At 68.4% G+C, this 12431-nt stretch carries 13 protein-coding genes and 1 tRNA gene; 3 read left to right on the forward strand and 11 right to left on the reverse strand.

Annotated elements, in window-relative coordinates; translation table 11 throughout:
- Positions 1 to 16 precede the first annotated feature (16 nt).
- The 4 genes from ACIGII_RS08745 to ACIGII_RS08760 form a co-directional block, all read right to left on the reverse strand.
- Entirely contained in the window at positions 17 to 517 is a 501-nt protein-coding gene (locus tag ACIGII_RS08745) for a pyridoxamine 5'-phosphate oxidase family protein (protein ID WP_399636772.1), read from the reverse strand.
- 159 nt (positions 518 to 676) lie between these two features.
- On the reverse strand, positions 677 to 1672 hold the full coding sequence (locus ACIGII_RS08750) for an LLM class flavin-dependent oxidoreductase (protein ID WP_399636775.1): 996 nt from the start codon (positions 1670 to 1672) through the stop codon (positions 677 to 679).
- 115 nt (positions 1673 to 1787) lie between these two features.
- Positions 1788 to 2534: a sulfurtransferase gene (locus tag ACIGII_RS08755; RefSeq protein WP_399636777.1), complete on the reverse strand. Its 747-nt coding sequence runs from the start codon at positions 2532 to 2534 to the stop codon at positions 1788 to 1790.
- 20 nt (positions 2535 to 2554) lie between these two features.
- The gene (locus ACIGII_RS08760) at positions 2555 to 2917 is read right to left on the reverse strand and encodes a DUF6164 family protein (protein WP_399636778.1); all 363 of its coding nucleotides are present in this window, start codon (positions 2915 to 2917) and stop codon (positions 2555 to 2557) included.
- A 63-nt stretch (positions 2918 to 2980) separates the two neighbouring features.
- Between ACIGII_RS08760 and ACIGII_RS08765 the strand changes: the two genes are divergently transcribed.
- Both ACIGII_RS08765 and ACIGII_RS08770 read left to right on the forward strand, forming a co-directional pair.
- Complete coding sequence (locus ACIGII_RS08765; RefSeq protein ID WP_399636780.1) at positions 2981 to 3421, forward strand: FKBP-type peptidyl-prolyl cis-trans isomerase; 441 nt, start codon at positions 2981 to 2983, stop codon at positions 3419 to 3421.
- A gap of 7 nt (positions 3422 to 3428) precedes the next feature.
- Entirely contained in the window at positions 3429 to 4673 is a 1245-nt protein-coding gene (locus ACIGII_RS08770) for a TIGR03862 family flavoprotein (protein WP_399636783.1), read from the forward strand.
- Between the two features lie 220 nt (positions 4674 to 4893).
- On the opposite strand, the gene ACIGII_RS08775 is transcribed toward ACIGII_RS08770, so the two are convergent.
- From ACIGII_RS08775 to ACIGII_RS08795, 5 genes are all read right to left on the reverse strand, one after another.
- Positions 4894 to 6516, reverse strand: coding sequence for an FMN-binding glutamate synthase family protein (locus tag ACIGII_RS08775; RefSeq protein ID WP_399636785.1), 1623 nt, complete (start codon positions 6514 to 6516; stop codon positions 4894 to 4896).
- Between the two features lie 47 nt (positions 6517 to 6563).
- A complete protein-coding gene (locus ACIGII_RS08780) occupies positions 6564 to 7871 on the reverse strand; it encodes a nucleotide sugar dehydrogenase (RefSeq protein ID WP_399636786.1) in 1308 nt (435 codons plus the stop codon).
- A 226-nt stretch (positions 7872 to 8097) separates the two neighbouring features.
- Complete coding sequence (locus tag ACIGII_RS08785; protein ID WP_399636788.1) at positions 8098 to 8553, reverse strand: BLUF domain-containing protein; 456 nt, start codon at positions 8551 to 8553, stop codon at positions 8098 to 8100.
- Positions 8554 to 8616: 63 nt separating this feature from the next.
- Positions 8617 to 9621, reverse strand: coding sequence for a TraB/GumN family protein (locus ACIGII_RS08790; RefSeq protein WP_399636791.1), 1005 nt, complete (start codon positions 9619 to 9621; stop codon positions 8617 to 8619).
- A gap of 93 nt (positions 9622 to 9714) precedes the next feature.
- Positions 9715 to 10440, reverse strand: a complete 726-nt coding sequence (locus ACIGII_RS08795; protein WP_399636794.1) for a glutathione S-transferase family protein — start codon at positions 10438 to 10440, stop codon at positions 9715 to 9717.
- Between the two features lie 50 nt (positions 10441 to 10490).
- Here ACIGII_RS08795 and ACIGII_RS08800 point away from each other — a divergent pair.
- Positions 10491 to 10577 (forward strand) — tRNA-Leu (locus tag ACIGII_RS08800).
- 28 nt (positions 10578 to 10605) lie between these two features.
- Here the strand turns inward: ACIGII_RS08800 and ACIGII_RS08805 are convergent.
- Positions 10606 to 10896: a DNA-binding protein gene (locus ACIGII_RS08805; RefSeq protein WP_399636797.1), complete on the reverse strand. Its 291-nt coding sequence runs from the start codon at positions 10894 to 10896 to the stop codon at positions 10606 to 10608.
- 124 nt (positions 10897 to 11020) lie between these two features.
- Positions 11021 to 12430, reverse strand: a complete 1410-nt coding sequence (gene hemN / locus ACIGII_RS08810) for an oxygen-independent coproporphyrinogen III oxidase (RefSeq protein WP_399636800.1) — start codon at positions 12428 to 12430, stop codon at positions 11021 to 11023.
- Position 12431 lies beyond the last annotated feature (1 nt).

Below are 12431 nucleotides of genomic sequence, written 5' to 3' on the forward strand. Positions count from 1 at the left end.
TGCGGATCGGCCACGATCAGCGCAGATCGACCACGCCGTTGTCCGACATCGCGGACGGGTCGTCGGACACCGCCGACAGCACGAAGCTCAGGGCCTTGCCCAACAGCGTGCCCGGGCCGTCCCAGTATTCGGCTGATTCGGCGCTGACGTGGATCAGGCGCAGGTTCGGATCGTCCTTGCCGCCCGGGAAGAACAGCTTCATCGGCGGCGACCACAGTTCGTCGATCTTGGCGCGGTCATCGACGATCCGCGCGATCCCCGCAACCGAGACGTAGGTGTTCTTCGACTGCGAGGCGTAGGACACGTTGACACGCGGGTTCAGCGCGATCTCGGCCACCTTCGGGCTGTCGGCGGCAACCGCGAACCACAGGTCGCCGTCGAACTCGACTTCCTGGGTACCCAGCGGACGACTGTACAGCCGCCCGTCGACGCCCGTGGTGGTGAACATGGCGATGTCCACGCCACGGATCAGTTCGGCCAATTGTCTGATGTGCTGCTGGCGATCGGTATCGGCCATGGGATGACTCCTGCAAATGGAGGCCCATCACACCAAGGTGGCGGCCATGGCGACGTGAACCGGACGGTCACGCCGCCTTCGCGATCCGTTGCGCGCGCGACCGCCGCCGTCAGACGCGTCGGTGCCTCCTTGCCGGGACGCGTGGCGACGCGTTCGTCATCACGACCGGTGCGGGTTGGCCTGGTGCGCCTGCATGGCGAGGCCGAACGAGCGCTTGCGGGCGGCGTGGTCGTAGATGTTGGCGGTGAGCAGCAGCTCGTCCGGCGTGTGGCGCGCGACGAACGCGGCCATGCCCTCGCTCACCTGGCGCAGGTCGCCGACCACCGCGCAGGCCAGCGCATTCTGGACGCCCAGCTTCTCGTGCGGCTGCCAGAACGCTTCGATGTCGTCGATCGGCGGCGGAATCAAGCCCGGCTTGCCGCGGCGCAGGTTGACGAAGCTCTGCTGCTGGGTGGTGAACAGGCGCTTGGCCTCGGCCTCCGTTTCGGCCGCGACCACGTTCAGGCCCAACACCGCGTAGGGCGCGGCGAGGTACTGCGAGGGACGGAACTCGCGGCGATAGACCGCCAGCGCTTCGTCCATCGCGTCGGGCGCGAAGTGCGAGGCGAACGCGAACGGCAGGCCCATGGCTGCGGCCAGGCGCGCACTGAACAGGCTGGAGCCGAGCAGCCACACCGGGACCGGAATGCCGGCACCGGGCACCGCGCGGACCGCCTGCCCCGGCTGCGCCGGCTCGAAATAATGCAGCAGTTCGCGCACGTCCTGCGGGAACTGGTCGGCGCTGTCGAAGTAGCGGCGCAGCGCCCGTGCAGTGGGCTGGTCGGTACCCGGCGCGCGGCCCAGGCCCAGGTCGATGCGGTCCGGGTACAGCGAGGCCAGCGTGCCGAACTGCTCGGCCACCTGCAGCGGCGAATGGTTGGGCAGCATGATCCCGCCGGCACCGACCCGGATGCGCTGGGTGCCACCGGCTACATGCCCGATCAGGACCGCCGTGGCGGCGCTGGCGATGCCGGGCATGTTGTGGTGTTCGGCCAGCCAGTAGCGGTGGTAGCCCCAGCCTTCGGCGTGCTGGGCAAGGTCCAGCATGTTGGCGAAGGCCGCCGTGGTATTGCTGCCTTCACAGACCGGGGCCAGATCAAGGATCGAAAGTTGCATGCGCGCGTTCCATCAAAGGGTATTGCCCAGGGATGGGGGCGCAGCCGCCGGATACCATGGGCGCTGGCGGAATGGTGATTCCTGCGGGATGGCCAGGGCCGGCCACCCCGCGCGATCAGCCGGGGGTGAGGTCCACCAGCGGCTTCAGCTCCGGATCCAGCGCCACGCGCTCGTCGAATACGAAACACCGCCCCTCATACCCTTCGCCGCCGACCGCTTCGAAATAGCCGAGGATGCCGCCCTCGAGCTGCAGCACGTTGTCCATGCCGTCGTTGCGCATCCACAGCGCGGCCTTCTCGCAGCGGATGCCGCCGGTGCAGAAGCTCACCACGGTGCTGTCGCGCAGCGCCTCGCGATGCGGCGCCAGCGCCTCGGGCAGGTCGGTGAACTTGGTGATCGGCAGCACCAGCGCGTCCTGGAAGGTGCCGTATTCGATTTCCTGGGTGTTGCGGGTATCGAGCATCACCACCGGCTTGCCGGCGTCATCGTGGCCCTGCCGCAGCCAGCGCTGCACCGTCGCCGGGTCCACCGAGGGCGCGCGCGGGTAGGCCAGGGGCTGGCCGTCGTCGATGCGGAAGCTGATGATCTCTGCTTTCACCTTCGCCTTGAGCCGGGCAAACGGCTGCATCTGGCTGTAGCTGGTCTTGATCCGCAGGCCCGCGAACCTCGGGTCGGCGCGCAGTTCGGCGTAGAACCCGTCGATGCCGGCTTCCGGACCCGCCAGGAACAGATTGATGCCCTCCCCCGCCACCAGCACCGTGCCGCGCAGCGCGGCCGCCTCGGCGCGCGCCAGCAGCGTGGCGCACAGCGCGTCGGGGTCGGCGATGGGGGTGAAGTGGTAGGCGGCAGTGTTGGCGATCATCGGACGATTTTACCGCGCGGTCAGCGCAGCAGCACGAACGGCAGCAGCACCAGCGCCGCCGCCACCAGCATGCCGGCCAGCACCGCCACCACGAAGAGCGGACGGCGCCGCAGCAGCGTGCCGAAGGTTTCCGCAGTGCCGTCGGCCAGCGCGGCCTGGCGCTCCGCGCGCACCCGCTCGCCGCGCGCCTGCTGGTAGTCGCCCATCAGCGCCCTGGCCCGGGGCTGGTCGGCGTCGTCCCGGATCCATATGCCACCAAAGGAAATCCCCCAGGGGCTGGGCTCGGTGCGGTAATGGGCGATGCCGGCCCGGTCCAGCAGGGCGGTCACCTCCTGGATTTCATCGTCCGCGACGTTGCGCAGGTTGAGCAGCAGTTTCGACATGGGCCCATGATAGCGCCCGACGATGCGCTACCCTTGCGTCCCCGTTTTCCACCGGTGCCGCCCATGGCTCGTCTGCCCAAGTTCCTGCTTGTTCCCGCGCTGCTGTCGCTGCTGGCCGCCTGCACCCCGCCCGGTCCGCCGCCGGGGGGCAGCATCGCCACCTTCGAGAAGATCGACACGCAGCCCGGCACCGGCGCCGAGGCCACCCCCGGCAGCACGGTGGTGGTCCACTACACCGGCTGGGTGTACGACGAGAAGGCGGCCGACAAGCACGGTGAAAAGTTCGACAGTTCGGTCGATCGGGGCGAGCCGTTCAGCTTCGGACTCGGCCAGGGCCAGGTGATCCGCGGTTGGGACGAAGGCTTCGCCGGCATGAGGGTCGGCGGCAAGCGCACCCTGATGATTCCCGCCGCGTATGGCTACGGCGCCTCCGGCGCCGGCCCGATTCCGCCGAATGCCTCGTTGGTGTTCGACGTCGAACTGCTCGACGTCAAGCCGCGTTGAGCCGCCGATGAGCATCGACGTACGCGCGCCGGGTCGGGTCGCGATCATCGGGGGCGGTCCGGCCGGCCTGATGGCGGCCGAAACCGTGCGCGCCGCCGGCCATGCCGTGGACCTTTACGAGGCCAAGGGCTCGCCCGGGCGCAAGTTCCTGATCGCCGGCAAGGGTGGCCTGAACCTGACCCACTCCGATCCGTACGACGTGTTCGTGGCGCGCTACCGCGAGCGCGCGACGGACGTGGGTGCGTGGCTGGCCGATTTCGACGGTCCGGCGCTCCGGGCGTGGGCGCTCGGGTTCGGCGTGGAGACCTACGTCGGCACCTCCGGCCGGGTGTTTCCGGTCGACCGCAAGGCCGCGCCACTGCTGCGTGGCTGGGTGCGTCGGCTGAAGGAACAGGGCGTGCGCTTCCATGTGCAGCACCGCTGGCGCGGCTGGCAGGACGACGGCGCGCTGTGCTTCGACACGCCGGACGGTATCGCCACGGTGCAGGCCGATGCGGTGGTGCTGGCCCTGGGCGGCGGCAGCTGGCCCGAGCTGGGCTCGGACGGGGCCTGGGTGGCGCCGCTGGCCGCATGCGGCATCGACATCGCCCCGCTCAAGGCCGCCAACTGCGGCTTCGACATCGACTGGACGCCCTACTTCCGCGACCGCCAGGCCGGTGCGCCGTTGAAACCGGTGGTGGCGCACTGGATCGGGGTGGATGGGAGGGAGCACATGCAGCAGGGCGAGTGCGTGATCACCGCTACCGGCATGGAAGGCAGCCTGGTATACGCGCTGGCCGCGGATCTGCGCGATACCCTCGCCCGCGACGGCCAGGCCCAGCTGCAGCTGGACCTGCTGCCCGGCCAGACCGAAGCGCAGTTGCTGGAGAAGCTGCGCAAGCCCCGCCAGGGGCGCAGTTTCGGCGAACACCTGCGGCGCCAGCTGGGCCTGGGCGGGGTGAAATCAGCGCTGCTGTTCGAGGTGCTGGGCAAGGAGGCGGGCCAGCTGCCGGCCGAGGCCATTGCTGCCGCGCTGAAGCGGCTGCCACTGTCGCCGCTGCGTCCGCGCCCGATCGATGAGGTGATCAGCACGGCAGGCGGCGTGCGGCTGGAGGCACTGGATGACGCGCTGATGCTGCGCGACCAGCCCGGCACGTTCTGCGCCGGGGAAATGCTCGACTGGGAAGCCCCGACCGGCGGGTATCTGTTGACCGCGTGTTTCGCCAGCGGCCTGCGGGCCGGGCGTGGCGTGGTGAAGTACCTCGCGCGGTGACACGGCGTACCGACCAACGGTCGGTACCTACCGGTAGCATCCAGGCAGCGGTAGGCACACGGTTGCGTCCAGGCACCGGTCCGCACACGGTTGCGTCCAGGCAGCGGTCGGCACACGGCGCGTACAGGCAGCGGTCCGCACACGGTTGCGTCCAGGCAGCGGTGGGCACACGCCGGTAGCGCCCGACCGTTGGTCGGGCGACGATCCGGCACATCGCGCGTCAGCGCGATTTGCTGGATCGCAGGGCCTGGATGCGTGCCGGTGGCTGGAACGAATCGCTGCGCGCGTCACCCCAGAAATCATGGAAGACCGCGTGGTCCGGCACCCGCCGCAGCAGTTCGCCCGGGGTGAGATAGCGGTACAGCGAGGCCAGGGAGCGGATCTCCACCGGCGAGACGCGGCGCACGATGTGCTCCGGACCCAGTTCGGCCGGATGCCGCAGGCCGGCCGCGCACAGCAGGTCACGCAGCGCGCGCAGGGTGTTCTCGTGGTAGTTGTGCACGCGCGTGGCCTTGTCCGCCGCATCCAGGTGGCGCCAGCGGTTCGGGTTCTGCGTGGCAATGCCGGTCGGACAGCGGTCGCTGTGGCAACTCAGCGACTGGATGCACCCCAGCGCGAACATGAAACCACGCCCGGCGTTGCACCAGTCCGCGCCCAGCGCGATGGTGCGCGCGATCTCGAAGGCGCTGCTGACCTTGCCCGCCGCGCCGATCCGGATGCGGTCGCGCAGATCCAGGCCTACCAGGGTGTTGTGTACCAGCAGCAGCGCCTCATGCATCGGTACGCCGACATGGTCGACGAACTCGGCAGGGGCCGCACCGGTGCCGCCTTCAGCGCCGTCGACGACGATGAAATCCGGCAGCAGGCCGGTTTCCTGCATGGCCTTGGCAATCCCGAACCATTCCCACGGATGCCCGATCGCCAGCTTGAAACCGACCGGCTTGCCACCGGACAGCTCACGCAGCCGTGCCACGAACTGCAGCAGCTCCACCGGCGTGTTGAATGCCGAATGCTTCGAGGGCGAGATGCAGTCCACGCCCATCGGCACGCCGCGCGTGGCCGAGATTTCCGCGCTCACCTTGGCTGCCGGCAGCACCCCACCGTGGCCGGGTTTGGCCCCCTGCGACAGCTTGATCTCGATCATCTTCACCTGGTCGGTGCACGCGTTGGCGATGAAGCGCTCTTCGCTGAACCCACCCTTCTCGTCGCGGCAACCGAAGTAGCCCGACCCGATCTCCCAGACCAGGTCGCCGCCCATCTCGCGATGATAGGGCGAGATCGAGCCTTCGCCGGTGTCGTGGTAGAAACCGCCACGGCGCGCGCCTTCGTTGAGGGCGCGGATGGCGTTGGCCGACAGCGAACCGAAACTCATCGCCGAAATATTGAACACGCTGGCCGAGTACGGCTTGGCGCAATTGGGGCCGATCAGCACGCGGAAATCAGGGTCGGCCACCTCGGTCGGCGCCAGCGAATGATTGATCCATTCGTAGTCCACCGCGTAGGTGCTGCGCAGCGTGCCGAACGGCACCACATCCATTTCATTCTTGGAGCGCTGGTAGATCAGCGCACGCTGCTGGCGCGAGAACGGCACGTCTTCCAGGTCGCTCTGCACGAAGTACTGGCGGATCTCCGGCCCGATCGATTCCAGCCCGTAACGGAAATGCGCCAGCACCGGATAGTTGCGGCGCAACGTACTGCGTCTCTGCAGCAGGTCCCAGGTACCCAGCCCCGCCATGGACGCGGTGATCCCGACGCCCCAGTACCAGGCCGGCCAGATCGTGGCCAGCCACAGGCAGACCGGAAGCAGAAGGATGGCGAGCAGGTAGACCAGATACCGGTGCATGGCGTTCCTCAATCAACACATGCGCCGGAGTCTACAACCGTCCGGGTCTACAGCCGGTCGTCAACCACCTCGCGCGGCCACACCGACTTCACGTCGTAGACCACGCCGCGCGGCCGCAGCAGTGCCTGGATCGCGGCACGGTCCATGCTGCGGAAACGGTCGTGCGCCACCGCCAGGACCACCGCGTCATAGCCCTGCGGATCGGGCGCGTCCACCCACTGCAGCGCGCTGCCCTGCAACGTGGCCGGGCCCACCCACGGGTCCTGCACCTGCACCTGCGCGCCAGCGGCCTGCAGCGCCTGGGCCAGTTCCAGCGCGCGGCTGTTGCGCAGGTCCGGGCAGTTCTCCTTGAAGGTCACCCCCAGTACCAGGACGCGCGCCTGCGCCACGCCATGGCCACGCGCCTGCAGCAGTTCCAGCACCCGCTGTGCCACGTGCGCGCCGACGCGGTTGTTGACCTGGCGCGCGGTGTGGATGAGGTCGGGGTGGTAGCCGACGCTCTCGGACTTGTGCAGCAGGTAGTACGGGTCCACGCCGATGCAGTGTCCGCCGACCAGGCCGGGCCGGAACGGCAGGAAATTCCACTTGCTGCCGGCTGCATCCAGCACGTCCTGGGTGTCGATGCCGAGCCGGTCGAAGATCAACGCAAGCTCATTGACCAGCGCGATGTTGACGTCGCGCTGGATGTTCTCGATCACCTTGGCCGCTTCGGCCACGCGGATCGAGGGTGCCGGCCAGGTGCCGGCAGTGATGATCCGCGCGTACAACGCGTCGACCACCGCGGCGATCTCCTCCGTGGACCCGGAGGTGATCTTGCGGATATCGGCCAGGCGCCGTTGGCGGTCACCGGGGTTGATCCGTTCGGGGCTGTAGCCGCAATGGAAATCCTGGTTGAAACGCAGGCCCGAGCCGGCTTCCAGCAGCGGCACGCACACTTCCTCGGTGGTCCCGGGGTACACCGTGGATTCGTAGATGACCAGGTCGCCCGGCTTGAGCAGGCTGCCGATGAGGATGCTGGCGCTGCGCAGCGGCCCCAGGTCGGGCTGTTCGTGCGCGTCGATCGGGGTGGGCACGGTGACGATGTAGACGTTGCACCCGGCAAGGTCGGCCGGCGCGGCGCTGTAACGTGCGTGCGTGGCGGCGGCCAGCTCGTGCGTTTCCAGCTCCAGGGTGTGGTCGATCCCCTGCTGCAGTTCGGCCACCCGCGTCGCGTCGATGTCGTAGCCCAGGGTCGGCTGGAGCGTGCCGAAAGCGACAGTAAGTGGCAGCCCCACGTAGCCCAGGCCGATCACGCAGATGCGTGCCTGTGCGGCAGCGGCGGCGGCGTGCGGGAAGATCGGGGATGTGGGGGTCATGCGTGGCCCGACGGCAGGAAACTGAGGCGACAAGCCTAACGCCTGGCGTGCGGCGCCACAAAGAACAAAGCCGCCGCCCGCGGAGAGTACGGACGACGGCCAACAAAGTGGTCCAGCTGCGGTTACTTCCCTTTCAGACAACCCCGGAGTCGTACCCCGGACCGGTCACAGCTGGTAGGCACATCGTAGGCGCTGCCCTGTGATCTTTCTGTTACGAACCGGCCGATCACGATCCGAGGGTGACCGCTGCCGGTTCAAGCTCACCGGACACGCCGGTCCACAGCTCGAGCAGGCGCGCGAAGCCGACCCGCCGCTGGCCGTCCACCGGCGCGGCAGCAGTGAACCCGGGCCAGTCCGCTTCGACGATCGCGCTCATCACTGCGGGCTCGATCCGTGACGAGGCCATGGTCCAGCGCGGGAAATGCCGGGTCGCCACTTCGCCACGCGCCAGCTCGCGGATCCGCACATGGCTGCGCGCATTGAGGACCCGCTGTTCGACCGAGGCCATCCCATCGTCGGGGCCTTCGAGGTACTGCAGGAAGCGCTGGCCGTCGAACATCAGGACGCTGGTGACACCGGTAACCTTGTTGAAGCTCGAGGCGGCGGCAAGTATGCGGTCGATGTCCGACCCGTCGATTCCGTCGACGGCTTCGCTGACGTAAGCGAATGCGTGCAACGCCATGGGCACCCCCCCGGTATGGTCGGCATGACTATGCCATGAAGCGCGCGTGGGACAAAAGACAGGTCACGGCTCCTGCACGTCGTAGCCGTCCTGGCGCAGCCGGTCGAGGTAGCCGCCGGGCTCGACCAGCGCATGCACCGGCACCGTGGCGAAGGTCACCGCATGGCGGGCCAATCCATCACGGGCGGCGGCCAGCCACTTCTCCGTCGCGCGCGCGTCAAGCTGGGTCATGCCGCGCCGCTGCCCGATCCCGCTGCTGGCAATGGCGCCGATGCAGGCGTCGTACTGACTTTTCAACGCCAGTTGCTGCAGCGCTGCAGTGTCGCCTACGGCCCAGGCATTGGCGCGTTCGACCAGCAGCGGTAACTGGTGCTCCACCACATCCAAGGTGCGTTGCAGGCAGGTCACATCCTCCAGCGGACTGGCGCGCACTTCCTTCAGCGCCGCGCGCGGGTCTTCCACCTTGATCTCCAGCTTGGTCACCACCGGGGTCAGGCCGCGTCGCTTGTAGGCTTTCTTCAGCTGGTCACCGACCCCGGAACGCGGGCTCAGCCCCACGTCCTCCAGTGCCGCGGCATACAGCCGGGTGGCCGCCACCAGCGGGCGGTCCTTCTCCACCCCGCCACCGCGCCCCAGGTAGCGCTGCTTCAACGGCTGCCAGCGGGCATACAGGTCTGCAGGGAGAATCTCCTGCAGCCGCCGTCCCTGTGGATCGTGGGCGGCCTTCATGGCCGACGGCAACAGGGTCAGCCGGCCAAAGAAACCGACGTCCGCGTCCAGCGTCCAACCCGGCGCACCGAGCACCGCATCGGCACGGGCGATCACCGCCTCGACTTCATCGGCCCGCCATTCCAGCCGGGCCGGCAACGGCGACACCGTGCCCAGGATCCACAGCGCATGGCCATCGGTCGCGGTGACCCGCCACAGGCCGGGACCCGGTTGCACGCCGGACACCACCACCGGCGCCAGGTCGACCACCTCGGGTGAACCGGACTGGGCGCTGGACGAGGGCATGCCCGCCCATGCCAGCGCCAGGCCGAGCATCACCCCTGCTGCCACCTTTGCCATGCCCGCCCCGATCCCTGCGTGAGTGCTGAGCGCAGACTACGGCGGCAGCGCGGGGGGCGTAAAGACAGCGTGGGCGAGCAGCGTCCGCACCGTTCAGGGCGCGTCCGGGGCCTGCCGGTAGGGCTCCTCGAACGGACGGAAGTCATGCTCGGCCAGCGCCGCCGCCACCCAGGCCTTTACGCCCGGCAGCGCCTGCACGTCCTGCATGTAACGGTCCACGCGCGGCGACACCGGCACGGCGTAGGTGTGCAGGCGCATCACCACCGGCGCGAAGAAGGCATCGGCAATGCTGAAGCGCTCGAACAGCAGCGGTCCGTCGTGCCGGGCCAGCAGGCGCTCCCACAGTGCGTGCAGCCGTTGCAGATCGGCGACGACCTCGGGCTGGCTGCGGAGTACCCGCGCGCCGACGTCAGGCAGCCTCGCCTCGATGTTCATCGGAAAGTGCGAACGCAGCGCGCCGAAGCCACTGTGCATGGAGGCGGTGGCGCTGCGCGCCAACGCGCGGTCGTCGCGGTCCAGCGGCCACAACGCGTGCTCGGGAAAGCTTTCGGCCAGGTATTCGGCAATCGCCAGCGTATCCCACACCACGCGCCCGCCATCGACCAGCACCGGCACCGTGCCCGAGGGCGACAGCGCCTCGGCACTGCGCTTGAACTGCGAGTCCGGCTCGAAGCTGTCGAAGCGCAGTACCACTTCCTGGAATGGAATGCCGACCTGGGTCATCACTACCCAGGGCCGCATCGACCACGACGAGTAGTTCTTGTTGCCGATATGCAGCGTGAGCATGGCCAGCAGTTCCAGGCGCGAGGGATGGGCCATGCTAGCGCAGCGCCGGTCCGGCTTTCCGCTACACTTCCCCCCGCCAGCATGCCCGGATGGCGAAACTGGTAGACGCATCGGACTTAAAATCCGCCGGGGGCAACCCCATGCCGGTTCGATTCCGGCTCCGGGCACCATTTCTGGACCACGACAGGCCTCGGACCGTCACGCAGCGTGAAGCGGGGATGGTGGAGCGAGCGGTTGCACTGCCAGGCGCAGCCCCATCGCCTTCAGGATGGCGGTGAGGCTGCTCAACGCGGGATTTCCCTTCGGCGACAAGGTCCGGTAAAGCTGCGTGGAATTCAGGTGTGCCTGTTCGGCAACCGACTGGACGCCGCCCACGGCCTGCGCCAACTGGCGCAGCACCGTCAACAACTCCGCCTGTGTTCCATCGGCCAGGATGCTGTTGATGACATCCAGCGCGAGCGCAGGATCGCTGCGGTACAGCTCGGCCATCGCATCGTCATTCGCTCGGCTTCTCATTGTTCGATTCTCCGATTCCAATCTTCCAATGAAATTCCCGCTTTGCATTCACCAGACCAGATGCATGTCCGAGCGAGGACGCTCCGCGGGTAACGGTTCAGATCGCTTTCGAGTAGCGGACCGGATGTTCGGGTTGGGCCAGGTAGCGGTCGAAGCACATGGCCAACAGGCGCAGCAACGGGCGGCCGCGTTCGGTGGCGCGGACCACTCCGTCCCGGTAGTCGGCCAGGCCGTCGCCCTGCAGCACTGACAGCGACGCCAATGCATCGGCGAAGTACCGGTCGAAATCGACGCCATGGCGCGCCGCGATCGCCCGCCCGTCCACTTCGCCCTGGCACATCAGCTGGTTGATCAGCGCCGCGCGCAGTTCGTCGTCCGCCCCCAGGGTGAGCCCCCGCCAGACCGGCAGGCGGCCCGCATCCACCGCCGCTTCCCAGCCCGGCAGGTCGCGCGGGTTCTGGCTGTAGCTGCTGCCGATGCGACTGATCGCACTGGCGCCCAGGCCCACCAGGTCGGTCTGCGCGTGGGTGGTGTAGCCCATGAAATTGCGGTGCAGGTGGCCCGCGCGCTGGGCCCGCGCGAGGTTCTCGCCCGGCAGCGCGAAGTGGTCCATGCCGATGTACTGGTAGCCGGCCAGGGTCAGCCGGCGCACCGCCAGGCCCAACAGCGCCAGCTTCTGTTCCGGACCGGGCAGTGCCGCATCGGGAATCTGCCGCTGCGCCTTGAACAGGTTCGGCAGGTGGGCATACCCGTAGATTGCCAGGCGGTCCGGCCGCTCGCGCAGCACCGTCTCCAGGGTCCGCGCAAAGCCGTCCAGGGTCTGGTGCGGGAGCCCGTAGATCAGGTCGACGTTGACCGACGCCAGCCCGTGCTCGCGACAGGCGCGCAGTACCTCCAGGGTCGCGTCCACGCCCTGCTCGCGGTTGATCGCGCGCTGCACGACCGGGTCGAAGTCCTGGATGCCGAGGCTGGCCCGGTTGAAGCCGAGCGCACCGAGTGCGGCAATGTCGTCGCGGCTGACGAACCGCGGATCCAGTTCAATCGAGAAATCGCGGTCCTGCGCGTCACTGAAGGAAAACCGGCGGCGCAATCCCTCGATCAGTTCACGCATCTGCGCCCGGGCCAGGAAGTTCGGCGTGCCGCCGCCCAGATGCAGCTGGATGACCTCGCGCGAAGCGTCGAACAACGGCGCGACCAGGTCGGCCTCGCTGAGCACGCGGGCCACGTAGGCCACGCCCTTTCCCGGGTCGCGGGTGATGACCCGGTTGCAGCCGCAGTAGAAGCACGGGCTGCTGCAATAAGGTACGTGCACATACAGCGACAACGGCAGCGCCTGCGCGTTGCTGCCTGCGATGGCCGCACGCAGGTCGTGCTCGCCGAAGCCGTCATGGAAATGCGGTGCGGTCGGGTACGAGGTGTAACGCGGCCCGGGCCGGTCGTAACGGCGCAGCAGCTCGGGATCGAAGTGCCAGGCAAGCCCGGCGGCGGCAGGCGAAGAGGTGTCCATG

This window comes from Stenotrophomonas sp. NPDC077420, from assembly GCF_044543385.1.
Taxonomy (GTDB): Bacteria; Pseudomonadota; Gammaproteobacteria; order Xanthomonadales; family Xanthomonadaceae; genus Stenotrophomonas.